Below are 25602 nucleotides of genomic sequence, written 5' to 3'. Positions count from 1 at the left end.
GCTATGCTCCATATCGCGTGATAAGATAGAAAAAGATGGAAAACAAGGAGATAGGGGAGACGCTTGTGAAGAAGATCATCGTGGGAGTAGATGTGGGTGGCACTGCAATCAAGATGGCTTTGATTACGCCAGACGGCGAGCTGGTTACAAAAATGCAAGAACCTACGCCTGTTGCGGACGGCGAGGATGGCATTTTGCAAAAAATCGTAGACATGTCTCATGATCTTCTTGCACAGCATGACTATTCTCTTTCGCAAGTCTGCGGAATCGGTGTAGGAGTACCCGGCCCCGTCGATGGCGGGAAGGGAATCGTCTTTCAAGCAGTGAATCTTCACTGGCGCCAACCCGTTTTATTGAAGGAAAAATTGGAAGCCCTTACAGGTCTGCCAGTCGCGGTCGACAACGATGCCAATGTCGCAGCCCTCGGGGAAATGTGGCAAGGTGCAGGCCAAGGTGCACAAGACCTCGTTCTTATCACACTCGGCACAGGGGTAGGCGGAGGTGTTATCCTCAATGGAAAAGTCATTCACGGCATCAACGGAGTTGGCGGCGAAATCGGTCACATCACCATGACCCCTGATAGCGGTGCCCCCTGCAATTGCGGCAAAACAGGTTGTCTCGAAACATATACGTCTGCCACTGCTATCATTCGTGAAGGGCGATTTGCCGCTACAAACGGATCAAGCCCGGCGCTTGCCTCTGTACTAGCCACCAAAGGAAACATTGCCGCCAAGGATGTCCTCGAAGCAGCCGTAGCAGGAGACGCAGCGGCTCTCGCGATTATCGATCAAGTGGCACTCTATCTCGGTCTCGCTCTCTCTCATTTGGCGAATGTACTGAATCCCGCGAAGTTTATGATCGGTGGAGGCGTAGCTGCAGCAGGTGACTTCCTCTTTTCCCGAATTCGTGAATCATTCAAACGCTTTGTTCCGTTCACCTACGTTGTCGAGTCCACAGAGATCGTTCCTGCACAACTCGGCAATGATGCGGGTGTGTACGGTGCGGGCTGGTTAATCCGGTCACAAATGAACGAATCCTGATCCGCCATAAAAAGAATGGACGCTCCTGCACGTAAAGCCTCACAGCAAGAGCGTCTTTTTGGTATAGCTTTATGAAGAAGCCTGCCTGGGTGCCAGCTCTGGCTCCCCGCCTTTCCCCGAAACAATCAGCGCAGCACCGACGAGCACTGCGCATCCCCCCAACAATTGGAACAGGCTAAAAGCTTCGCCAAACAACATCGCCGAAAACCCAAACGTGACAACAGGCTCCAGCGTGCTTAGTACCGACGCTTTGGTTGACCCGATCAGTTGCAAGCCGCGGAAGAAAAAACTGATAGCGACCACCGTAGAAAAAACAACGATCCCCAGTAGCGCCCACCACCCTTGTACCGCAAAAGACAGATCGACACCTCCGTCTTTTAGCGTAAGGAAAAAGGTAGAAATCGTAGCAAACAGGGCTATGTACGCAGACGTTACATAGGACGAAACACCTTTTACCACTCGATTCCCCACCACAATATACACGGAATAAAACAACGCCGCAGCAAGCGCCAACAGCACGCCAATCGGCTGAATCCCACCAAATGACAAGCCAAGCACCAGTCCAAGACCGATGAGTGTAATCAGCATGGCGATGACAGTCTTTTTCGTCAATCGTTCCTTCTCGACAAAGTAGCTCAGTATGGCAACAAACACCGGAAATGTGTACAGCAGCAAGGCCGCCATTGAGGTCGGGATGTACTGTACCGCCGAGAAAAAGCTAAGAGATTGTAGTGTGTACAAAATCCCGCCGAGACAAACCATCGCGAGCACCTGTCTTTTATCCAAGCGAAGCGACTCCCTGCGCCAGAGCAACAAACCAAAAAACAGAGCAGTAGCCAATAAAAACCGCAAAAACAAAAGCGTAGAAACAGACACACCCGCTTGGTAGGCGTACACAGCAAAAATAGACATGACGCCAAAGCCAGCAGCCGATCCGAAAATATACAGCACACCTACATACAGCGGATTCACAACATTTCACCAGCTTTCTCGAAATGACAGCGACGAGTGACGAGACAGGACTGAAATCTTTACGATCAGTGCTTCAACCCCGCCCCTTCTCTGCGGAATATGCGAGACGCGAGAAAAATAGTGAAAACCACATAGACAAGCAAGGAGCCAATCCCCAGGAGGGCATGAATCGGGTCGACCTTGCCATAAAAGACTTCCTTGGACAGTGCGACACCGTTGAACACGGGCATCACGTAGTAATGCGCAGGGATGTCGACCGGACTGACTGGCATCAGCATATACGACGGAACCATCGCCAAAAATATGACAGCACTCATGTACGTCTGCCCCTCTTTAAAAGACTTGGCAATCGTACTCAAAACTAGCTCCAACCCTGCAAAAAGCGCCGCCAACAACAAAATAGTCACGATGAGCACCAACAAAGTGACAGGCGAGAAGAAGGCGAGTGTAAAATGATCTCCTTCCGTCCCCATTGGTCCCAGACGCATGGCCAGCGTGACAGAAATCAGAGACGCTACTGCCCCCATGGTACTCATGGTCATGACAGCCAACAGCTTTGCCGTGAGGATGTGCTGGGCTGCAATTGGTGCCGTCAACAGCGATTCGAGCGTTCCCCGCTCTTTCTCACCTGCGACGAGATCATTCGCTGCGGCCATTCCCGCGGATGCGAGTGAGACTACCAACATCAACGGAATGATGCCAGCCAGCATCCCTCCCGACTTCCTTTCCTCAGAGGCTGCATTTTGATAGGTGGAGACAATCGGCTGAATTGTCTGCTCAGACAAGCCCGCTTGGTTCAACCTTTTCGCTACAACCTCTTTGCTGTAAGCCTCTACTGTCTGCTCGATTAGCGTACGGGCATAGACAGACTTTTGATTGGTGGAGTCATAGGCAACTGATAGCTGCCCTGTTTTCCCCTCCGCAATCTCTTCATCGAAGCCCGTAGGAATCGTCAAAATGGCGCGCAGCTGACCTGCTTGCAGTGCTTGCTCCGGATTGGATGACTCCAGGATTTGAACGGCAGGATTTTTTTGCAAAGCCGTAATCAACAAGGATGATCCTTGAACGGCTAACGGAATGTACTCCCTCGCTTCTTTTTCCACATTGCTATAGGACGTTCCCAGCAAAAAGAAGACGAACGGAATGACGAGCAATGGCACCAGGAGCGTCCCCATCCACGCCTTGCGATCGCGAAACAAGTCCATCAGTTCTTTTTTCAATACGGTCCAAACGACATGCGAGCCCATCAGCCTTCGCTCCCTTCCACGACAGCCATGAAAATGTCGTCCAGATCCTCTGCCCCAAAATGCTCGCGCAACACATCCAAGCCCCCGGCGAACTGCAGCTTACCCTTGTGCATGAGCGCAACCCTTTTGCACAGCTTGTTGATCTCACCCATGTTGTGACTGGAAAACAGAATCGTCTTCCCCTCTTCTTGTAGCTTTCTGACCATTCTTCGAAAGATTGTGGCAGCCGTTACATCCAGTCCTGTTGTCGGTTCATCCAGCAAAATGACATCCGGATCGTGTACGAGCGTCCGGGCAATCGCTACCTTTTGCTTCATTCCCCGGGAAAAAGCCCCCACTCGCCGATCGATAAAATCGTCCATCTCAAGCATCCGGCTCAGACTGTGGATCCGCTCCTCAAGCCTCGCTTGCTCCAATCCGTATAGACGACCGAAGTACGCGATATTTTCCCGCGCTGTCAAACGGCTATAAAGACCCACATCTCCCCCGAACAAAATGCCGATTCTGCGGCGCACTTCAAGCGGTTGCTGTCGAACGGAAAAACCGCTAATCTCGATGTCTCCCTCGGTCGGGGTCAAAACCGTCGCCATCATGCGCATTGTCGTTGTCTTTCCCGCACCGTTTTCTCCGAGAAGTCCGTATACCTCGCCTGCCTCGACCCGAAACGATACATGCTGGACCGCTGCGATTTCCTTGAATCGCTTGCTAACATCCTTGACCTCAATCAACAGCAGCCCCTCCTCTCCCGTATTTTTACTAGAATCGTACCTTCAGCAAGTACGATGCCCGCTTTTCTCCCGTAAACGTCACCTGTACGACACCCGTCCGCCCGCGCAAAACCCTCGGTATAGCGCCAGTGACATGAAATTCCCGCCGCTTCTCATCGACTCGCGCGACAGACACGGAGCCTGGGGGCGAAAAGACCTTGTCGCCCTCCAGTGTGTAAAACGATAGAGTGATTTCTCCGGGTTGCCCGTGTGCCTCTCCCGAAAAACGGATGATCTCCATCATTCCTGACACTGCTGACACTCCCGTGAGATCAAACAGCGGGTGTCGCAGGTTCGCAAGCGTCTGTCCATTTTTCCAGTCCTGTAAAAACGCATCAAACTCCTGTACAGCAACCATCCACGCCGCCGAGGAAGTCGTAGGGACATGCGAAGGCATTGCACCAAAAACAAGCGCAAAAGACGTCATCACCAGTGGCAGCCAAATAGAAAACATGCTAATTCCCTCCAATAATTGGTTGCCCTTAGCATGCCCTATCAAAAGTTACCCGTATGTGTCTTTGGCGAATCAGAATCTTTTGACTTTGAACACTGTAACTCTCCTAATCCTACAGCGGATAACGCTCTTTCCACTTGGTCAGGGAAAAGCCTTCAAACAGCGCGACGAAAGACTCCGTATCGTTAATATAATGACGGGTTTCTTTTGCCTCTGGATGTTTTTCTAGATACAGAGTCGCTACCAAATGGCTAACAGGAACACCTTCTGCCTCTTGATCGTAAATGCCCCGCTCAGCAAGCACTTTGCCAAAATAACGCACATAGGTGACAGTTATTGTTTTTTCTTGACCATTTTCTTGCCACGTAGAAATGGAACGATCAAATGTATCAGACGGTGAACCACCTTTTCCAGGTGCCACACTTTCTCCTGCGACAGAAATGAGCTTCATGTACTTCCATCCTCCTTTTTCTTCCTGTACGTTCATTATAGGGGAGAGTGGAAATTGTTACAAATCCCCTTGCGTCATCGAAAACCCGCTGCGTTTATTTCTCTGTTACACTAAACAAAACAGTTAAAAAAACTCCGAAATTTTTTTGTATTCCGTGTCAGATAATCCGTGAACCAGAAGTCTACATAGTAAATCAACAATTATCACGAGGAGTTTTTGCGATGGAACACTTGGTTATCAAGCCTAAGACTCATGAGGAACAAGACCAGACAGACGACGAGACTTTGGTAGAGCAGGCAAAAGCCGGAGATCAGGAGGCGTTTAGCGAGCTGGTCAGGCGTCATCGCTCCAAAGTATACGGCTATGCACGGTCGTATACACAAGAAGCCTTTCTTGCCGAAGACATCGTACAAGATGCTCTCATTCGGGCCTTTTTGCACCTTGGAACACTAGTGGACAGCCGACGTTTCCTTCCTTGGCTGCATCGGATTGTACGCAATCAGGCGTACACCCGGCTTTCTAAGGGATCGCAAAAAAGGGAAACCGTCTTCTCGAGTCTGGGCAAACAAACGTATGAGCAGGAACCGACTGACTGGGAGGACCTGGATAGTATCCTGCACAGGCTGGGACGGTCTTGGTCATACGCTGCGCAGAACACCAATCCCGAAGAGGTCATGGTCCGGCGTGAACTGTTTGAGACGATCAGGAGCCTGTTGTACTGCCTCAATCCTCGAGAGAGACGCATTGTGGAATCTCATTTTTTTGATCATTTGGCCCCTCATGAGATCGCCCACATGTTCCAGATGTCCCAGGCGAATGTCTACCAAGTGCTATCGCGTTCTCGCAAAAAATTGATCCAGGAAAAAACTCGTGTCGTTGTTGATCAATACATGAAGACGAGAAAGGTTGCGGGGAGTATGAAACAAGCAGTATTGAATAAACCAGAAGCATTCACGATGCCTACTTGGGTTACTTGCGCAGCAGCATTATATGGTTTGGTAGAATCGACCGAACGCAAAATGTCTTTGCCGATGATCCTTGGCCTGAGCGGTCATGCCTTTCGCTTGACGATCGTTCCTGGAAATATCCATATTGCGGGTCCGACGATGTTTCACTTTCAGCGGGTCTTGCAGCAGAGTTTGAAAAACATCGGCTTTGAATCTCGTGCCGTCACCTCGTATCATCTTTCCTGCGAACCAAATATTAATGCCAATCAAGTAGAACCTTCGTTGCTCAGCCCAGAAGCACGCCAGAAGCGACAGCTGTCTGTCCTCCTGCCAGAAGCATTGGAGCTGGTTCATCGCTCCATCGACAAAGGGCATCCTGTGCTTGCTTGGGACCTGTTCATGCCAGAGTTCGGATTGATCTACGGCTATGATGATGAAGAAAGAGTCTTTTACGCAGGAGACAACTGCCGAAACGACAGTACCATTCCCTATGAAAACTTGGGGCGGGGTATCCTTGAGGAGTTGTTTGTCCTTGCCATCGACCGTGCGATTCCGATCGATCAACGCACGATGCTCACAAATGCCCTCCAATCTGCACTCGTTCATTATCGTGGAGAAGAACCGCAGGACGAGAGCTGCGCCAATGGTCTAGCCGCTTATGCTGCTTGGCAGGAAGCCTATGAAAAGGGAACGGTTGAGCCGAATGGCAACGCGTATACGACCGTGGTGTACGGGGATGCACGTCGCTACGCCTCTCTTTTCTGGAGCGAAATCGTTGATACGTGGACAGATTCCGTGTTTGATGAGGTTCGTCCACTGATGAAAGAAGCGGCTGGCTTGTACGGGGTGATTGCTGATGGCTTTGACACGTTAAGCAAGCTCTTCCCGTTCCCGGCTGGAGGCGAGCCGAATGATGCAGAGCAGGGTAAGCAGGCTATTGCGTTGTTGCAGGCGATTGAACAAAATGAACGTACTGCCGTATCGGTACTCGAACAGATACGAACGGTACTCACTAAGAACCACACGCGCGCATAGACGAGAAAAAATAAAGAACGCAGTCAGACAAGCTGCGTTCTTTTTTGTACGGATTATTCCTCGTATTGATGCCATTCAAGTGTGCCGTTTACAGCATCTACGTAAGGCCAGCCCTTGCTCTTGTCAATCGTATAGACAAGGGTGAGAAAAGGAGCTTGCTTGCCTTTGTAGGTTGGCCAGAAGTAGGACAGCTTTACAGGGAGATTTTTGGCTACGATTTCAGCAGCTTGTTGCTCCGTTACGGATGGCTTCAGGATGGGAAGAGTACCCTCTTTTTCCGGCAAATTCACAATGAAAGTCAATACTTGTCCACTCTCTATATCGACCACCATCCAATAGTGACGGTCGAACACAGGCAAACCATCGTGCAGTTCATGAAACACGAAGGTATACGTTCCTGTTCCTGTGTCCTCCTCCTCTTCACCCTCTCCTTCATTCAACTCGACCATCCAATCGGCCAATTTCGGCTGTTTATATGGATCAAATATCTCAACCTGCCATTCAATAGAGGATTTAGCGACATATGGCTCAATGGCGGAAATTGCTTTTTTCAAGGCTTCTTCTTTCGATAAGGGAACAGGCAAACTTTTTGTTTCCATCGAAATATTCGCACCGATGACCTCTCCCGTAGAAGCATCCACCGAAATGGATACTTCTTCATGCCCAAACTCATCGCTCCAGGAATGTATGAACTCACCATCAACTTCTCCTGTGCTGTATTCTGTGAACATCACCTTCGTATCTACGTCAAACAGGCTCGCCACGACTTTTTCTCCATCTGCCCTGCTTTTGACAATAAGCGGCTCTCCTTTTGGCGATAGCGTAAGCTTCCTCAGATTGGCAGGATTTCTTTTTCCATCCCCCGCAATCTCTGTTCCCTGAATGAAGTCAATCTGCTTTCCTGTCATGGCATCGATGTAAGGGGTATTCATCCATACATATTGCATGCCCGGCTTGGCATCTTTCCCTTCCAGCACATAGCCCAAATCAAGACGCTCAGGAGTGAAATACTGCTTTTTGAGAGTTTCTGGTGTCAGTGCCGTTTTCGGATCTGGTATCTTAGCCTCTTTCAAATCAAGTAGCTCAGTGGATACACCCAAGATATGACCAGCATAATCCGTCGTCACGTATATGCCCGTCCTATTCCCCAATATCTCCAGCCCATTTAGTACAATTGGATAATAAATGGTACGGTATATTCCTGAGGGATCAGTCAAACCTTCAGGGTCTACCTCTTCAACAACTTTGGATAATTGAGGGGAGCCTGTTTGTTTTCTTTTGTCTGCCCCTAATAACTCAAGCACTGCTTTTTCTGCCCGTTGCAAAATAACCTCGTCTGTCGCAATTTCCCCTTGCTTCCAAATATACAAACTAGCGTTATACGTGAACAACTCTCCTGTTTTGCTGTCAAAGACAACAGTGGCACCCATGTCATTGGATTCGGGACTTTCCAGATTGAAGTTTAACAGATTTTCATCCATTTCATTTTTCACAATCGTTCGTTTCGTCAATGCTTTCAATGCAGGCTCCAGTTTTTCTAAAGCAGCTACGATCTGAGTAGCCCGCTCCGGGAGCTTTTCCTCGCTTTTTGTAACAGATGCAATGTGGCTAGGATGGATTTCAGGACTTGCAGCCAAGGCTGTTCCACTTGTTCCTTGCAACATCATTGCTAATGTCAATGCGATTGCTGTACGTTTTCCATTTCGTTTCATTAAAACTCCTCCTTCTTTCTTAATCCTCGTACTCTCCCCATTTAAACGATCCGTTTACGGCATCTACAGTTGGCCAGCCTTTGCTGGTATCGAGTTTGTAAACGAGAATGGGTGCATTCTTCTCTCCTGATCTCGGCCAGATATAGGTCAACTTTACTGGTACCTGTTTGGAAACAATATCTGCTGCCTGTTGGGCTGTTACAGATGGTTTGAGCACAGGATATTTACGATCCTCTGCTGGAACTGATGCCACGAATTCAACGACTTGTCCCTTATTAGGATCAATTGCTACTCCGTAGGAATACTCCATGAGCGGTATCCCATTTTGTTTTTCGAGAAATAAAAATCCGTACTGCTCGTCCTCTTTCTTGATTCCCTCATACATTTCGACTTGCCACTCGGCTTTTTTAGCATAAGGTTCCAGGAACGTAATCGCCTTTTGCAAGGATTGCTCTTTTGTTAGGGGCACTGAGAGATTTTCGATATGTGCCCATTTTACGTATCCGCCGATATCGCCAGTCACTTCGTTCACCATAATAGAGGCGCGATTATAATCGTTAGTGTTCAACCAATTATACGTGATTTCACCCTGCTGTTCGTCTTTTCGATAGCTTGTATACAACTTCTTGGTATCAACCCCAAACAAGTTCTCTAAAATTTGCTGATCCGTTGCGCCTTTTGCAATGAATGGCTTCCCTTGGGGTTTCAAAGAAATGTCCTTGATATCAGATGTATGGAGTTTTCCATCCCCTTCTTCTGCTCTCCATTCCACTTCGATCTGCTTTCCCGTCAATGCATCAAAAACAGGCGACGTTCTCATGGTATATTCAATACCGGGTTTCCCATCTGTTCCTTCCCATACATAGCCATAACGAAGGCGTTCGGGTGTAAATATTTGCTTCTGAATCTCTTCTTTTGCCACAGCTTTTTTCGGATCAGCCACCTGTATACCCGTCAAATCTAGCGGTTGAAAAGATAGGCCCAACAAATGCCCGCCTGAATCCATGTCCACATCGATACCGTAGCGCGTTTCGTCTATTTCCAGACCATTTAGCAGAATCGGAAAATACACATTCGGGTATATAAACGACTCTTCTTCACCGTATACCGTTTTCGACAATTGTGGAGCATCCGTCATGCTTCTCTTCTTTTCTCCGAGCAACTCTTGCACAGCTTTCTCAGCTTTTTGCACGATGGCTTCGTCTGTTACTTTTTCATTCTCGTCCCAAATGAATTCAGAAGCCTCGTAACTAAGCAATTCACCGCTATGGCGATCAAAAATCAGATATGCACTCTTTTCTGTATCGTCAGGAAGACTCATAAACAAATCCACTTGGTTTTCATCGTAATCAGAACTAACGATTTCCCGGTATGTCAGAGTTTTTAAGGCAGGCTCCAGCTTCTCCAGCGCAGCGACAATCTCGACCGCGCGCGCAGGTAGCTTGACCTCGCCTTTGGATGGGGTTTCTGCATTTTTCAAGATCATTTCCGGGCTTGCAGCAAATGCCTGAGCACCCGTTCCCAACAACATGGTTGTTACTGCAAAAGCAGCCGTCGCACTCTTCCAATTCTGTGTCATGAACATTTCTCCTAATCAATTATGATGATAGCTACGCATTCTATCTTACTTTTTTTCCACTATTTAGCATAGCTTAGAGCACAAAAAAAACAGCACTCTCCCCATATAGAGAAAGTGCTGTCGTATGTTTTGCCCTACAGGCTGCTCAATACTTCCTGAATCAACTTGTTTACCATTCCCGGGTTTGCCTTACCTTTGGTCTGCTTCATAACCTGACCAACAAAGAAAGCAGCTGCTTTTTCGTTCCCGGCCTTGAAGTCTGCCACGGCTTGCGGGTTGGAATTGACCGCATCGACGACGACTTGACGCAGAGCGCCTTCATCGCTAATTTGGACAAGTCCTTTTTCTTCGACGATCTGCTTCGGCTCTTTGCCAGTCTCCACCATCTCTTTGAAGACGGTTTTGGCGATTTTGGAGGAAATGGTTCCGTCCTCGATCAGCTTGATCATCTCGCCCAAGCCTTTTGGTGTCATTTTCACATCAGCAAACACCAGATTGTTGGCGTTGAGGTGTGCCAACAGGTCAACCATCAGCCAGTTCGCTACTGACTTCGGCTCTGCTCCTGTTTTCACAGTCTCATCAAAGAAATCAGCCGTCTCCTTGGAGATTGTAATGACTCCGGCATCATCCTTAGACAAGCCAAACTCGTTCACATAGCGCGCCTGACGAGCATCTGGCAGCTCTGGAATGGTTGCGCGAACCGCTTCAATCCACTCCTCGGAAATCTGCATGCGAACCAGATCCGGGTCTGGGAAGTAACGATAGTCATGCGCTTCCTCTTTGGAACGCATCGTCAACGTCTTCTTGTTCGCTTCATCCCAACGGCGCGTTTCCTGAACGACCTTGCCACCGGAAGAAACTAACTCGGTCTGACGCAGTACTTCATACTCCAAGCCCATTTGTACGTTGCGGAAGGAGTTCATGTTTTTCAGCTCAGCCTTGGTTCCGAATTCTTCTTGACCATACGGGCGGATGGAAACGTTAGCATCGCAACGCAGGGAGCCTTGTTCCATGCGAACGTCAGATACTTCGGTGTACTGGATGATCGCTTTCAGCTTTTCCAGATACGCACGTGCTTCTTCCGGTGTGCGGATGTCTGGCTCAGAAACGATCTCGACGAGCGGTACCCCGACACGGTTAAAGTCTACCAGAGACTCTCCGCCAAAATCGCTGTGCGTCAGCTTGCCCGCATCCTCTTCCAGATGCAGACGAGTGATCCCAATGCGCTTCGTCTCACCGTTTACTTCGATGTCGATCCAGCCATTGTAGCCGATTGGTTGGTCAAACTGCGAGATTTGGTACGCTTTTGGCGAGTCTGGATAAAAGTAGTTCTTGCGGTCGAACTTGGTCTCGCGGGAAATCTCGCAGTTGAGGGCGAGTGCTGCTTTCATCGCGAATTCTACCGCTTGCTTGTTCGTTACAGGCAGTACACCTGGATGTCCCAAGCAGATCGGGCATGTATGTGTATTCGGCGGTGCACCAAATTCAGTCGGGCAGCCGCAAAAGATTTTACTGTTGGTCGATAGCTCGGCGTGAACCTCCAAGCCGATGACTGTTTCGTACTTGCTCATGCTCTTACCCCCTCACCCATTCCGGTTTGCGCCCGTAGAAGCCTGCGGTTTGCTCATACGCATGGGCTACACGCAATACGGTGGATTCGTCAAATGCACGACCTACGATCTGCAAACCGATCGGCAAACCGTTTTTGGAGAATCCGCACGGCACGCTGATTGCTGGCAGTCCAGCCAGGTTTACAGGAACGGTACAAATATCCTCCAGATACATTTTCACCGGATCATCTACGTTTTCGCCTACTTTGAAAGCCGTAGAAGGCGTGGTTGGGTGCAGGATGACATCGTAGTCAGCAAAAATGTTGTTGAAGTCCTGAATGATCAGGGTACGTACCTGTTGCGCCTTTTTGTAGTAAGCATCGTAATAACCAGAAGAGAGCGCGTAGGTTCCGAGCATGATGCGGCGCTTCACTTCTGGGCCAAATCCTTGGCTGCGGGATTCCTTGTACAGCTCGATCAGGTTTGCCGCATTGTCTGCGCGCACACCATAACGTACACCGTCAAAACGAGCCAGGTTGGACGAAGCTTCAGACGAAGACAAGAGGTAGTAAGCTGGCACGGCATATTCCGTGTGCGGCATGGAAACCTCGCTCCATGTAGCACCCATGCTCTCCAGCTGCTTCAATGCTGCCAGAACAGCATCGCGAACCTCAGGGTCAATCCCTTCTCCGATCAACTCTTTCGGTACCCCGATACGCAGTCCTTTTACATCTCCAGTCAATGCGGACAAGTAATCCGGTACGTCCACATTGGCAGAGGTAGAGTCGTATTCATCATGTCCCGCAATCGCTTGCAGCACATAGGCGGAATCCTCAACATTTTTCGTCACAGGTCCGATTTGATCCAGCGAGGACGCGAACGCAACCAGCCCGAAACGGGATACGCGTCCATACGTAGGCTTCAAGCCGACAACGCCACAAAAAGCAGCAGGCTGACGGATGGAGCCACCTGTATCAGAGCCAAGTGTGAAGTAAAAATGACGCGCAGCCATTGCCGCCGCTGAGCCACCGGAAGAGCCCCCCGGAACGTAGTCGGTGTTCCACGGGTTTTTCGCTGGGAAAAAGCCGGAATTTTCGTTGGAGCCGCCCATCGCAAACTCGTCCATGTTCAGCTTCGCAACAATGACTGCATCAGCATCCTTCACCTTTTTGGAAACAGTCCCGTCATGGACAGGATCGTAGTTCGCCAAAAATTTGCTCGCGCAAGTCGTGCGAACGTCTTTTGTAACCAGGTTGTCCTTCAGTCCGGCAGGCAAGCCGTAGAGAAGACCCAGCTCCTCATTTCCCTTGACCAGACGTTCGTCCAATTGACGGGCATGAGCCAAGGCTCCCTCTTCATCTACATGCAGGACGGATTTGATTTCTCCATCATGCTCCTTGATGCTAGCGATGGAAGCCTGCACCAGATCCGTTACCGAAATCTCTTTTGCGCGCAGGGCGCTATGTATCTCAGACAATCGCTTGTCAAACAGCGACACAGTGGGTTCCTCCCTTCTTGTTATCCAGTAGGTTATTCGAATACAGCCGGTACTTTAAACTGTCCGTCTTCGTGATCCGGTGCGTTTTTCAGCACGTCCTCACGCGGCAGGGACGGTCTGTTTACGTCTTCACGCATGACGTTTTTCACGTCTGTAGCATGACTGGTTGGCTCAATATTGGATGTATCGAGCTCATTCAGCTTGGCTGCAAAATCGAGAATCGCATTCAGGTCTTTTGTGTACCGCTCCGCTTCTTCCTCTGTGAGCTGCAAACGGGCCAAATTAGCTACGTGTTCTACTTCTTTGCGAGTAATGGCACTCATTCTTTCCACCTCCGAATCGTATCACATAACTTTGATCTTACTTGAAAACAGCAGGTTCAGTCAATTTTCACAGGGATTTCGGCATAGAAACAAATAATGTTTTCGGCAAAAAAATATTGATCGATTATTATCCAATAAAAACTTTGTCCGGCTGTTGTGGTGGGGAGGAAACAGGAGAAAACGCTCAGCTTCTTGTCCCACCCGCTGGGGGATTCACTGCCCGTCTCCATGCAAAAAGCGAAACCGCGTCCAAAGTAGTCCTTTCAGGATGTGTTTCAGAGGTGGACGCTTAAGAACGTGTTTCGCTTTTTGCATTCCGTCTCGGTCGGTGTACCAAAGATCTTCGCTGTTTTCTCCTGTTTCCTCTACGAGCTTTCCGTGTTAATCGTTTATTAAAGAATTGAAAGAATGAAGAACCTCATCAGTTACGCCAGAGAAGAATATTTCCAGACGTAGCGACTTGTGGAGTCCTACCGAGCGGAGAAGGGATTAGCGGGCAAAAGAAACGCAACCGTGCCCGCGCGACGTAGCGGCTACCACTTTTGCGTTTCCCCGCTAAGCCCTTCGGAGCGGACAGTCTCAGCCCTCAGCGGGACGGAGCCTGGAGCCTAGACTGGAAATATTCTTCTCCCCACCACAGCCACATCTTCATCTACTAAGAAAAACAAGTCCAAGGCATTTGCCCTGGACTGTGATCTCTTCTGTCGTTTGTTATTCTGCCTTCTTTTTCGCGAGCGCCTGCCCCATCAAGAGAGACTTTCCTTTTTCAACCCCTGTTGCCCATTCGAGCTCGTTGGACTCCAATAGCAAAATGACGGTGGATCCAAATTCGAACCAGCCCAGCTCCGCCCCTTTTTCATAACGAGGTGTCCCAGCAATCTTCTCATGGGTTTGGCGACCGTGCTTGATGTTCGTCGTAGCTGTGTTGTAGCAGACCTTCACGCTGCCTACAAACAAGGCTCCTACTTTTACCAAAGCCATATCGCCCAGGTTATCTGTTTTGATGTGAGTTACCAAGCGTTCATTGCGCGCAAACAAGCGGTCTACGTTTTCAATCCCGAGCTGGTTGACAGGATAGAGTCTGCCAGGCAAATAGCAGTAACAGCTCAAATCGCCCGTTACCGGCATATGAATCCGATGGTAGTCCCTTGGACTCAAATAAATTGTAATAAATTTACCACCGTAGTAACGCTTGGCCTCTTCCTCCGAACCGCCCACGAGCTCACTCACACTGAACTCTTTCCCCTTTGCTTGAATCAAGGTACCTTCGCAAATATCACCCAACTGCGAAACGGTTCCGTCTACCGGGCTGACGATAGTATCTGTGTCAGGTGCAATCGGTCTCGCTGTGGGCTTCAGGCGGCGGGAAAAGAACTCCTTCAGCGTGCGGTATTCCGAAGCTGGCTTTTCTATGATCGACGTATCAATCTGATAGTGCTTTATGTATCGTTGAATGGCTAATCGACTAAAGGGAGTAGCGGTAATTTTGCCCATAGTCCGTGACATCGCGTTTTGTGGCAAGCGATGAATGAGACCTGGGAGCAGCTTTTTGCCCATAAGAAATGCTCCTTCGTAAAACAACAATACCCTTACTTTACCACTTCTGCTAACAGCCAGTAAACCCCGCACTATTACCAGAGGTTCATCATTTTCTTCGACAGTCTTGCTATACTATAATCATTCTAACAAGCCAATTATCAGGAGATATCGGTTATGGTGAAGAAGCTCGATTTTACTACACTTGTCAGTCAACATGGTGATATCCTAACCAGTCTGTTCGACCATATGTCGGACATGTTCTTTCTCATGGCTGTCGAACAAGCTGCGGACGTGGAGTATCAGTTCCGCTATGTCTTGATGAATCCATCCGCTATGCACAATGCTCAATTGTGCGAGGAAGCATACGGAAAAACGTTTGAGGACGTGTATCCTTATGAAAAAGCCAGCTTATTGCAGCACATGTACACACAAGCAGTAAAAAGCGGGAGTCCGATCCACTTTACCGCCAATGGTGACATCATTGGAGAATCCATTCTTTCTCCTGTCTACGATAGCAACGGCGTATGCACGCATGTCTTTTCCATTACCCGGGATGTGACCGAGCGCACAAACCTGGAGTCACAGCTAGCCTATATGGCGTATCATGATGTGCTCACGGGATTACCGAACAGGCGCCTCCTCTCCGAAAAGCTCCAGCAAGCTCTACGTGCAGCCCAATCAAAAGAGGAGATGGTCGCTGCCCTCTATCTGGACTGTGACCGCTTTAAAGAAATCAACGATACGTGGGGTCATGACACCGGAGATTTGTTTTTGCAAATGCTGGCTACACGCCTCAAGTCATCCGTTCGAGATGGAGATATCGTCGCGCGTCTGGGTGGAGACGAGTTTGTCATCATTCTGACCGGCATTCACTCCGAACGTCAGGTTGAAAAAATTGCGAACCGTATCCTACTTGCGACTCAAGAGCCCTGGATGATCGAAGACCGGGTCATACCGTTTTCGACAAGCATCGGCATTGCCCTCTACCCAACATCTGCAAGCGAAGCCGAACAACTGTTGAGCAATGCAGACAAAGCACTTTATCAAGCCAAAAATACAGGGCGCAATCGATTCTTTTTCTTTGACCCCATTTGATTATTGACTGTAAAACAAAAACACTGCCAAGACGGAGAACAGCAAGCTCACCACATACAGAATGATGACCGTCTGCTTCGTAGACAACCCCCGGGACATGAGCCGATGATGAACATGTCGACGATCCGCTTGGTACATGGGGGAGCCTGCCAAAAGCCGACTGATCATGACCTGTACAGTGTCTATGACGGGCAAGCCTACTGCCAGCACAGTCACAACTAATGAAATGAGCGTAGCCCCTTTCATCGTTCCTTCCAACGAGATCACGCCGAGAGCGAATCCCAAAAACATCGATCCCGCGTCACCCATAAAAATTTTCGCCGGATAAAAATTAAAGCGTAGAAAAGCGAGTGCAGCACCTGCCAGTGCGACTGCCAATAATGCCGTTAATTCTTGACCTTTGAGCATCGACAAAAAGAACAAGGTCACCGCTGAGATCACGGTAGCACCAGCAGCGAGTCCGTCCACCCCATCCAAAAAATTCACCATATTGATCAAGCCGACGATCCACAGCACGGTCATCAGCAGGGAAACCAGGATTGGAAATGAGACATACATCCCATCCTCTCCCCCTAGCCACATAAAATTGATTCCCCGAAAGCGAATATCCATGAGGAATGTCAGCGTCGCTACCAATAACTGCACCATCAACTTCGGCAGTGCTGGAAACTCTTTTTTCTTCGACTTGTACGTATCGTCTACCCATCCAATGGCCACCAGCATGGCCCCTCCAACTGCCAAAACTGCAACGGTTTTTTGCGCCCCTGCAAAAAAAGTTGACACCAACAAGAGACCGGCGAACATCGCCAAACCACCAGATAATGGGATCGGTCTGCTATGTGCCTTTCTTCCTTTTGGCACATCTAGCAACTTTGTTTTCCAAGCCAGCCAATTTGCTACTGGCATCAGCAAATACACAACAAAAAACGAGGAGAGTCCTGACACGATATAAGTAAACAGCTACCCTCACCTGCTTTGCCCTTTCATTTTGTCTTTAGTGTGGACAAAATGGGAACAAAAAAGCCGCCCCTGTAAAAGAGGCAGCTTTTTTTATTACGTAGCTTACAGTTTTTCGGAAACCATTTTTGCTTGTGTGAAGAGCAGGAGGTAGTCTGGTCCACCCGCTTTGGAGTCTGTACCGGACATGTTGAAGCCTCCGAATGGATGTACGCCTACCAACGCGCCTGTGCACTTGCGGTTGAAGTACAGGTTACCTACGTGGAACTCTTCGCGAGCGCGCTCCAGGTTCTCACGGTTGCGGCTGATAACAGCGCCAGTCAAGCCGTACTCGGTGTTGTTCGCGATTTCCATTGCATGATCGAAATCGTTGGCTTTCGCGAACGCTACCACTGGGCCAAAGATTTCTTCTTGCATGATGCGAGCTTGTGGATCTACATCTGCAAATACAGTTGGCATGATGAAGTAGCCGGATTCTGGACCTTTTTCGCCACCTGCAACCAGTTTGCCTTCTGTTTTACCAATCTCGATGTACTCGAGGATTTTGTTGTATGCTTTCTCGTCAACCACAGGACCTGTGTAGAAATCGTTGGTTCTGATGTCGCCCACAGTCAGTTGTTTGGTCAGTTCTACTACGCGGCCAAGTACTTGATCGTACACGTCTTGGTGAACGATAGCACGGGAGCAAGCGGAACATTTTTGACCGGAGAAGCCGAATGCAGAAGCAACGATGGACTGTGCAGCCAACTCGATGTCGCAGTCGTTGTCAACCACGATGGAGTCTTTACCGCCCATTTCAGCAACCAGACGCTTCATCCATTTTTGACCTGGACGATGTTTCGCAGCCAGTTCGTTGATACGCAGACCTACGTCACGGGAACCTGTGAAGCTGATGAAACGAGTCAGGTTGTGCTCTACGAGGTAATCGCCGATTTGGCTACCGGAACCTGGTACGAAGTTCACAACACCAGCTGGTACGCCAGCGTCTTCGAGAATCTCCATGAATTTCGCAGCGATTACTGGAGTGGTAGAAGCAGGCTTCAATACGACAGTGTTACCCGCTACGAGAGCTGCTGTCGTCATACCAACCATGATCGCAAGAGGGAAATTCCAAGGCGGGATAACGATACCTACGCCGAGTGGAACGTAGTACAATTCGTTGTCCTCATCCGGGATACGAGGCAGGTCATGGCGCTGGGACAGCTTATCCATTTGACGGCCATAGTATTCCATGAAGTCGATTGCTTCTGCTGTGTCAGCGTCAGCCTCTGCCCAGCTTTTTCCTGCTTCTTTTACGAGCCAAGCAGAGAACTCATGCTTGCGGCGACGCATGATTGCTGCTGCTTTATAGAGATAGCGGGAACGTGCTTGTGCAGGCACCTTTTTCCATGTTTCGAAAGTGCTAGCAGCTGTTTGGATCGCTTTTTCAGCCAGTGCTTGGTCAGCCTGGGAAACAACGCCCACTACTTGTTCTTTATTAGAAGGGTTGAAGGAGCTGGATTTCTTTTCAGTTGTGATGCGTTCTCCGCCGATGATAAGCGGATACTCACGGCCAAGCTCACTTTCTACCTTAGCGAGCGCTTCTTCAAATGCCTTTTTATTTTCTGGCAGACTAAAATTGGTAAACGCCTCGTTTTTGAATTCCACTTGCATCTGTGACGCCTCCTTATCGATATCTTCCATGTTCGGATCACTCATAATACATATGCAAGGATCATACCAACAAAACAATTAAAGGCTCGACTCTATTAGTGTTTGCATTTTTGCAGAAAAATCACCGACAAGATTCAAGAAGTATCCTCGAACACTTTTGTACACATACCGTTCAACATTTCACACATTTGTTCAACCGTTATCTTTTGTGTACAAAAAAAGCACCCGACCTTTCACCTTCTCAGGCGATCATTCGGGTGCTTGTTGCTTTTCCTTATTGTCTGTAAATATGCATATACGGTTCACCACTTGTCGGTCGAATGTAGAGCGACAATGGTTTGTTCATCGACTGTACGTACATGTTGACATGGACGCTCTTATCGAATAGTTGGCTAATACTGCCCGCTGCAAATTGAGTAAACTGCAATACCTCTGTCCTGGAGTCATACTCTGCCGTAGCTGTGATTGTCATTTCCGTCATCCTGCCATCCATGAAGCGCCCCAGACCAGTCATCCCGATGTATTCACCAAAATAACCCTTGGACTGGCGCATGAGCTTATCGTACTGCAAGGACACCTCTGGGTACTTTTTCTCAGCCTCAGGGCTTGGGAATAGTAAAAATTCCTCTTCGATCGGCAGCCACTTGGATACCGTTGCTTCATTCGCCCCTACAGTTCCTGACATGATAAAGTGACCTGGCACCAGAGAAGAATTCGCCTCCGGTACTTGATACATCAAAACCAGGATCGGAACTTCCGGACTGGTGCCGCGTACAGACTGCACGATACGAGCTGCAACCTGCTGGCCTTTTGCTTGCAGTTCTTGTGTCGTGTACACCTTGTCCTGACCGGTTGCATCCTGATAGTTCGGAGAAAGCGACAAGCCCAATACCATACCAGCCAGGCTCTTATCCTTTTTGTTCAGGTAATCATGCTCCAATACGTGCACGAGAATTCCGTTTTTCTTTTTCCCATTGGCCCCAGCCGTCTTTTCCTGTGCGATCCACTGGGTGACTTGCTCCTTCTTGATCACTTGACCTTCTTGGAAATAATAATCGGACGTCGGAAATGTCTCCCGAGCAAACTCCATCAGGCCTAATTCAAGGTGACTGAAATCAATGCGATATTTCGTATCAGCAAGCATTCCTCGTGTCTGGTTTGGCTGGTACGGGGTAATGCTGCCGTAATAATCCTCGGATACTTCCACTACCTCCGACAAGGACGGTGTCGTAGGCTCAGGAGCTTTGTCCTTGCCCCCAGGTATCAACGAGCAGCCAGTCAATGCCATCACAAGAAGTACAGCTGTCAAGAACCTGCATCCTGTCAAAAACTTCACTTTCATAGATTACTCCTTTTCGTATCCAAGAGTGGGCGATGTACAAATCATTCGTTCCACTTGATCCATCGATTGTCTTCGAGCTTGTAGATCAATGCCGATTCGCCAATTCCCACCCATTTTGTATCCTCGCCACCTGAAGCAATGACAATCAGCTTTTCTGGTGAGCGTGCATCAAGCAAACGCCATTCGCCCTTAATTTTCTCATAGATACCTTTTTCGGTTGCGACAGCGAGAGTGCCAGTTCGTCTGTTAATGGCAAGCGAATAGATCTGCTGTGCTCCGGGAATCTCCTCTGTCTTCCACTGCCCCTCTTCATTATAGAGCAAGCTGAATTGGGCCGCTACATAGAGACGGTCTTGTTCGGGATCAAAGTCCATGGCAAATACTTCCTGATCCATCGGCTGCCACAGGCTCCAAGATTGGGCCTCGTCCGTCGATTGATAAATGCCTTCACCCGAGACAAAGGCAAACAGACGTACTTCGTCTCCTTGGCGATTCCCCACAAAGCTGCTGATATTAGCAGGCTCTGGCAACCCCTTGTTGACAGAAGCCCACTTTTTACCGCCATCTGTCGAATGAAGAACCCCATCAATCCCGCCGACAAATATTTGCTTCGTATCATCCGGGTCTACAAACCAACCTTCGATCGCATACTGCTCTAAATCTGCCGAGAGAGATCCCCACGATCCACCCCCAACAGAGCTATACAGCCCTGCATTGGTGCCCACCCATATTTGCTTAGCATCATCGGTCATCATCAGATTGTGAATGGTTGCTCCCTGCTCCAATACGTCCTGATAGGTCAAGTTCCCTTGTAGAGCAGCAGCTGTAACTGGTTGAGGATTCGTATTGGCTTGTTCACTGCCAGTACTGCTGCTACTTCCACAGCCAACCAATTGCAGCATGGCTATTACACCGATTCCCCATTTCAGGAAGCTATTCATGCTCTTCACGTCCCTTCCCTTACTCATCCGTTGTCGCCACCGTTTTCTTAGGCGTTGCTCTCCAATACTTGCAGGAAGCCTGCTTCGTCCATAACAGCCACGCCTAGTTTTTCTGCCTTCTCCAGCTTGGAGCCGGCTTTTTCGCCTGCAATCACCAGGTCTGTCTTCTTGCTGACGCTGCCTGTTACCTTGCCACCCAAGCGCGCAATCGCTTCCTCTGCTTCCTGCCGCGACATTTGCGTCAAGGTGCCGGTCAAAACGATTGTTTTGCCTGAGAATGGGAGGTCTTCGCCACTTTCAATGCGGATTCCTTTGTACTCCATGTTCACTCCGGCCGCTCGCAGTCTCTCAATAACTGCCTGAGCCTGCGGCTGTGCGAAGTAGTTCACGAGACTCGCAGCCATTTTCGGCCCAATCTCATCGATTTGCGTAATCTCTTCTTCGGATGCCTGCATAATGGCATCGATATTGCCAAAATGCTCTGCGAGAACACGTGCCGCCTTGGCTCCGACTAAGCGAATGCCAAGACCGAACAATACGCGCTCCAGCGAGTTCTCCTTGCTCGCTTCAATCGCTGCAAGCAAATTATCTACGGACTTTTCACCCATGCGCTCCATGCCCAGTAGAACATCACGCTGCTGGTGCAAATAATACAGGTCAGCGACACTGTGGATAATACCGTCGCGATACAGCTGGGCCACGACTTTTTCTCCCAAGCCATCAATGTTCATGGCTGTTCGGGATACGAAATGAATCATGCCTTCACGGATCAGTGCCGGACACATCGGATTGATGCAGCGCAGAGCCACTTCTTCCTCCAAGCGTACCAGCTCACTGCCGCATTCTGGGCAATGCGTTGGCATGGCGAACGGTACTTCATTTCCAGTACGACGCTCTGGCAAGACCGCGATAATCTCCGGGATAATGTCCCCTGCTTTTTTGACGACAACATGATCGCCGATAAGGAGACCTTTTTCCCGAATAATATCTTCGTTGTGCAAGGAAGCACGCTTCACGGTCGTACCTGCCAAGCTGACTGGCTTCAATAAAGCAGTCGGGGTAACATTCCCTGTACGCCCCACAGATACTTCAATACCTTCGAGAATCGTCACCGCTTCTTCGGCAGGGAACTTGTATGCGATGGCCCAACGCGGACTTTTCGCAGTAAATCCAAGCTCCTCCTGCTGCGCGTAGCTGTCTACCTTGATCACCATGCCGTCGATTTCATAAGGCAAATGTGGACGTTTCTCTGTCCAGCTGGCAATAAACGCAAGCAGTTCATCGACGTCGTCAAATACACGTCGCTCCTGGTTCACCATGAAGCCGAGCGTCTCCAGCAAATCAAGCCCTTCACTGTGCGATTCCACTGTCTCCCCTTGCAAATCACCAATGCCGTAAATAAACGTATCCAGTTGACGGGATGCGGCAATCTTCGGATCGAGCTGTCGGAGCGAGCCTGCTGCGGAATTTCGCGGATTGGCAAATAACGCTTCCCCACGCTCCTCGCGCTCTTTGTTCAGCTTTTCAAATGCTCCTTTGGACATGTAAGCCTCACCGCGAACCTCAAGGGTTAACGGCTTCGTCAGCCGCAAAGGAATGGAACGAATCGTTTTCAGGTTTTGTGTGATGTCTTCGCCTGTTGTTCCGTCTCCACGGGTAGCCCCGCGGACGAACAGCCCATTTTCATAATGAAGTGACACGGCCAGACCATCAATTTTCAGTTCAGCTACATATCGGACAGCCTGACTGCCAACAGCCTGACGTACCCGGCGGTCAAAATCCCTGATGTCCTCCTCATTAAAGGCGTTGCCGAGACTGAGCATCGGTGTCTTATGAACGACCTTTTCAAAGAAGGGCAGCGGTTCTCCCCCTACACGCAAGGAAGGAGAATCAGGTGACTGCAAATCAGGGAAGCTGGTTTCAAGCTCCTTTAGCTCCCGCATCAATTGATCGTATTCCTGGTCAGAAATCTCAGGTCGATCCTCTTCATGGTAAAGACGATTATGCCGCTCAATTCGTTTCGCTAATTCTTTAATTTTTGTTTCCGCCGTCAATCGATCCATTTCGTTCATCCTTTACATTTGCGATTGGCTGTATTTGCATTTGCACACTATCCCTTTTGAATAGGAGCGAACTTCGCTAATAGCTTTTTAATGCCAGTCGGGCTTGGGAAAGCAATGTCGAGCTCCATGTCGTCGCCCGTTCCTTTTACTTTGACGACCGTACCGTTGCCCCATTTGCCATGCGCCACTCTGTCGCCAACCTTCCAATCAACGCCTGCCCCTTGACCGTGACCAGGCAATTTTTCACCCGCGGGACGGGTAAACGTAGCAGGTGTACTGCTTGCGGTTCGCTGCCCCATGCCAAATTTCGAAGCAGAGCCTGCTTGTGAGGAGGACGCTCCAAACGGTCTTGCTCCCGTGTCACGTCCGAATGCACTGCCATCCCGCTGTCCAAATGCACTGCTGCGTCCGCCGCCGAAGCTTCGGTCTGCTGTCGCTGGATTTCCTTCCAACAGCTCAGCCGGAATTTCTTGCAGGAAGCGAGACGGCGCATTCACATTGGTCCGTCCAAACAACGTGCGCATACGGGCACATGTCATGTACAGACGTTCCTCCGCCCGTGTAATTCCCACGTAAGCCAGTCGGCGCTCTTCCTCCATCTCGGTATCGTCAAACAAAGAGCGGCTATGCGGGAAGACACCTTCCTCGCAACCGACCAGGAACACGACAGGGAACTCCAGCCCTTTGGCGCTGTGCAAGGTCATTAATACAACCTGCCCCTCTGCCGATACTTCCTCTTGGGTACCATCGTCTCCCAAGGAATCGATGTCTGCTACCAGTGCGAGGTCGGTCAGGAACGCAAGCAAGCTCTTGTCTTCATTTTTGCGCTCGAACTCTTGGGTTACGGACAGGAACTCCTCGATATTCTCCAGACGAGCCTGTGCTTCCAGTGTTTTTTCTTCTTTTAAAGAATCGCGGTATCCAGAGCGCTTTAGCACTTCTTCCACCAGCTCAGTCACACTCAAGTAATCGGTCATTTGCATCAAATTCGAGATGAGATCATTAAAGGACAGGATCGCATTCGTCGTGCGTGAAGGCAGCCCCATATAAGCCGTTTCCTGAATCGCTTGGAAAAGAGACTGACCATTTGCGTTTGCATACGCTTGTAGCTTATCTACTGTCGTATCCCCGATATTACGCTTTGGTACGTTGATGATGCGCTGCAAGCTGATATCGTCATCCGGATTGGAGATGAGACGCAAATAAGCCAAGATGTCCTTGATCTCTTTGCGATCGTAGAACTTGGTTCCGCCGACGATGGTGTACGGCATGTTCGACTTGATGAAAACTTCCTCGACCACACGAGACTGTGCATTCGTCCGATACAGGATCGCGAACTTGTCGTAGCGCTTGTACTCTGCCATATGCTTGCGAATCGTATCGACGATAAAATACGCCTCGTCGTGCTCGGAATCACCCTGGAAGCACATGATCTTGTCGCCGCCCGGATTCTCTGTCCAGAGCTTCTTTTCCTTGCGCAGCTTGTTGTTGGCAATAACCTGGTTCGCCGCCTGCAAAATTGTTTTGGTAGAGCGATAGTTTTGCTCGAGCTTAATAAGCTTGGCTTCGGGATAGTCTTTTTCAAAGTTTAAAATGATCGAGATGTCGGCACCGCGCCATTTATAAATACTTTGGTCAGCATCCCCCACGCAGCATACATTTCGATACTTATCTGCCAGCATGGAAATCAAAAGGTACTGAGCCCGGTTTGTATCCTGATACTCGTCAACGTGTATGTAACGGAATTTCTTTTGATAAAACTCCAATACTTCCGGTACTTCTTTAAACAGACGAACCGTCGTCATGATCAGATCGTCGAAGTCCAGCGACTGGTTGTTTCTCAGCTTTTTCTGATAAGCCGTGTAAACCTTGGCTGCCACTTGTGCAAATGGATCGCCAGCAAGACGCGTATAGGTTTCTGGATCGGTCAGCTCGTTTTTCGCTCCGCTGATCGCTGCCAAAATCGAACGCGGCTCATACTGTTTCGGATCGATGTTCAATTCTTTTAAACATTGCTTGACGACAGACAGCTGGTCACCGGCATCCAAAATGGAAAAGCTGCGATTGATGCCGAGTCGGTCGATATCCCTGCGCAAAATCCGCACACACAAGGAGTGAAACGTCGACAGCCATGCATCCTGCGCTGCCGCACCGCCAATAATGGCAGCCACACGGTTTTGCATCTCCCGCGCTGCTTTGTTGGTGAAGGTGATCGCCAAAATGCTCCAAGGCGCTACCTGTTTGGCACTAATCAAGTACGCGATACGCTGTGTCAGTACTTTGGTCTTGCCGCTACCCGCACCGGCCAAAATCAAGACGGGGCCTTCTGTTGTAAGAACTGCTTCCCGCTGCTCCGGGTTCAGGCCTGCTGTGATACGATCTGCAAAAGACATATGTATAAATCCACCTTTCCACGTTCCCTAGACGAAAGCATATG

General features: G+C 49.4%; 20 protein-coding genes. 3 read left to right on the top strand and 17 right to left on the bottom strand.

From position 1 onward, the window contains the following. Positions 1-65: 65 nt before the first annotated feature. Entirely contained in the window at positions 66-1040 is a 975-nt protein-coding gene (locus ACKKE8_RS04275; protein WP_409177062.1) for an ROK family glucokinase, read from the top strand. Positions 1041-1109: 69 nt separating this feature from the next. On the opposite strand, the gene ACKKE8_RS04270 is transcribed toward ACKKE8_RS04275, so the two are convergent. The 5 genes from ACKKE8_RS04270 to ACKKE8_RS04250 all read right to left on the bottom strand — a co-directional run bounded on the left by ACKKE8_RS04270 (position 1110) and on the right by ACKKE8_RS04250 (position 4931). After that, positions 1110-2012 (bottom strand): DMT family transporter, encoded by a 903-nt coding sequence (locus ACKKE8_RS04270; RefSeq protein ID WP_409177061.1) that lies wholly within the window; start codon positions 2010-2012, stop codon positions 1110-1112. A gap of 65 nt (positions 2013-2077) precedes the next feature. Next, positions 2078-3259 carry an ABC transporter permease gene (locus ACKKE8_RS04265; protein ID WP_409177060.1) on the bottom strand — a complete coding sequence of 394 codons (1182 nt, stop codon included), beginning with the start codon at positions 3257-3259 and terminating at the stop codon, positions 2078-2080. Next, positions 3259-3987: an ATP-binding cassette domain-containing protein gene (locus ACKKE8_RS04260; RefSeq protein ID WP_409177059.1), complete on the bottom strand. Its 729-nt coding sequence runs from the start codon at positions 3985-3987 to the stop codon at positions 3259-3261. Before ACKKE8_RS04260 ends, ACKKE8_RS04265 begins: the two co-directional genes overlap by 1 nt. Before the next feature lie 28 nt (positions 3988-4015). After that, positions 4016-4480, bottom strand: a complete 465-nt coding sequence (locus ACKKE8_RS04255) for a hypothetical protein (protein ID WP_409177058.1) — start codon at positions 4478-4480, stop codon at positions 4016-4018. Between the two features lie 112 nt (positions 4481-4592). Next, the gene (locus ACKKE8_RS04250) at positions 4593-4931 is read right to left on the bottom strand and encodes a hypothetical protein (protein WP_409177057.1); all 339 of its coding nucleotides are present in this window, start codon (positions 4929-4931) and stop codon (positions 4593-4595) included. Positions 4932-5152: 221 nt separating this feature from the next. On the opposite strand from ACKKE8_RS04250, the gene ACKKE8_RS04245 reads away from it, so the two are divergent. Beyond that, positions 5153-6913, top strand: coding sequence for an RNA polymerase sigma factor (locus ACKKE8_RS04245; protein WP_409177056.1), 1761 nt, complete (start codon positions 5153-5155; stop codon positions 6911-6913). A gap of 53 nt (positions 6914-6966) precedes the next feature. On the opposite strand, the gene ACKKE8_RS04240 is transcribed toward ACKKE8_RS04245, so the two are convergent. From ACKKE8_RS04240 to asd, 6 genes are all read right to left on the bottom strand, one after another. Then, entirely contained in the window at positions 6967-8625 is a 1659-nt protein-coding gene (locus ACKKE8_RS04240; protein ID WP_409177055.1) for a YcdB/YcdC domain-containing protein, read from the bottom strand. A 19-nt stretch (positions 8626-8644) separates the two neighbouring features. Continuing rightward, positions 8645-10204 (bottom strand): YcdB/YcdC domain-containing protein, encoded by a 1560-nt coding sequence (locus tag ACKKE8_RS04235; RefSeq protein ID WP_409177054.1) that lies wholly within the window; start codon positions 10202-10204, stop codon positions 8645-8647. A 134-nt stretch (positions 10205-10338) separates the two neighbouring features. Further along, a complete protein-coding gene (gene gatB, locus ACKKE8_RS04230; RefSeq protein WP_409177053.1) occupies positions 10339-11775 on the bottom strand; it encodes an Asp-tRNA(Asn)/Glu-tRNA(Gln) amidotransferase subunit GatB in 1437 nt (478 codons plus the stop codon). Between the two features lie 4 nt (positions 11776-11779). Continuing rightward, entirely contained in the window at positions 11780-13252 is a 1473-nt protein-coding gene (gene gatA / locus ACKKE8_RS04225) for an Asp-tRNA(Asn)/Glu-tRNA(Gln) amidotransferase subunit GatA (RefSeq protein WP_048031142.1), read from the bottom strand. 32 nt (positions 13253-13284) lie between these two features. Continuing rightward, positions 13285-13575, bottom strand: a complete 291-nt coding sequence (gene gatC / locus ACKKE8_RS04220; RefSeq protein ID WP_007717539.1) for an Asp-tRNA(Asn)/Glu-tRNA(Gln) amidotransferase subunit GatC — start codon at positions 13573-13575, stop codon at positions 13285-13287. Positions 13576-14286: 711 nt separating this feature from the next. After that, positions 14287-15132 (bottom strand): archaetidylserine decarboxylase, encoded by an 846-nt coding sequence (gene asd, locus ACKKE8_RS04215; protein ID WP_409177052.1) that lies wholly within the window; start codon positions 15130-15132, stop codon positions 14287-14289. Between the two features lie 156 nt (positions 15133-15288). Between asd and ACKKE8_RS04210 the strand changes: the two genes are divergently transcribed. Continuing rightward, positions 15289-16209 (top strand): diguanylate cyclase domain-containing protein, encoded by a 921-nt coding sequence (locus ACKKE8_RS04210; protein WP_409177051.1) that lies wholly within the window; start codon positions 15289-15291, stop codon positions 16207-16209. On the opposite strand, the gene ACKKE8_RS04205 is transcribed toward ACKKE8_RS04210, so the two are convergent. The 6 genes from ACKKE8_RS04205 to pcrA all read right to left on the bottom strand — a co-directional run bounded on the left by ACKKE8_RS04205 (position 16210) and on the right by pcrA (position 25558). Beyond that, the gene (locus tag ACKKE8_RS04205; protein ID WP_409179067.1) at positions 16210-17013 is read right to left on the bottom strand and encodes an MraY family glycosyltransferase; all 804 of its coding nucleotides are present in this window, start codon (positions 17011-17013) and stop codon (positions 16210-16212) included. A 258-nt stretch (positions 17014-17271) separates the two neighbouring features. Next, entirely contained in the window at positions 17272-18819 is a 1548-nt protein-coding gene (gene pruA / locus ACKKE8_RS04200) for an L-glutamate gamma-semialdehyde dehydrogenase (protein ID WP_409177050.1), read from the bottom strand. A 274-nt stretch (positions 18820-19093) separates the two neighbouring features. Further along, positions 19094-20161 (bottom strand): CamS family sex pheromone protein, encoded by a 1068-nt coding sequence (locus ACKKE8_RS04195; RefSeq protein WP_409177049.1) that lies wholly within the window; start codon positions 20159-20161, stop codon positions 19094-19096. A 41-nt stretch (positions 20162-20202) separates the two neighbouring features. Beyond that, the gene (locus ACKKE8_RS04190) at positions 20203-21129 is read right to left on the bottom strand and encodes a WD40/YVTN/BNR-like repeat-containing protein (RefSeq protein ID WP_409177048.1); all 927 of its coding nucleotides are present in this window, start codon (positions 21127-21129) and stop codon (positions 20203-20205) included. 20 nt (positions 21130-21149) lie between these two features. Further along, on the bottom strand, positions 21150-23165 hold the full coding sequence (gene ligA / locus ACKKE8_RS04185) for an NAD-dependent DNA ligase LigA (RefSeq protein WP_173610616.1): 2016 nt from the start codon (positions 23163-23165) through the stop codon (positions 21150-21152). 47 nt (positions 23166-23212) lie between these two features. Next, positions 23213-25558: a DNA helicase PcrA gene (gene pcrA / locus ACKKE8_RS04180; protein WP_409177047.1), complete on the bottom strand. Its 2346-nt coding sequence runs from the start codon at positions 25556-25558 to the stop codon at positions 23213-23215. Positions 25559-25602: the final 44 nt, after the last annotated feature.

Source organism: Brevibacillus fortis, assembly GCF_046196545.1.
Taxonomy (GTDB): Bacteria; Bacillota; Bacilli; order Brevibacillales; family Brevibacillaceae; genus Brevibacillus; species Brevibacillus fortis_A.
This window is presented reverse-complemented; position numbering and strand designations above follow the sequence as displayed.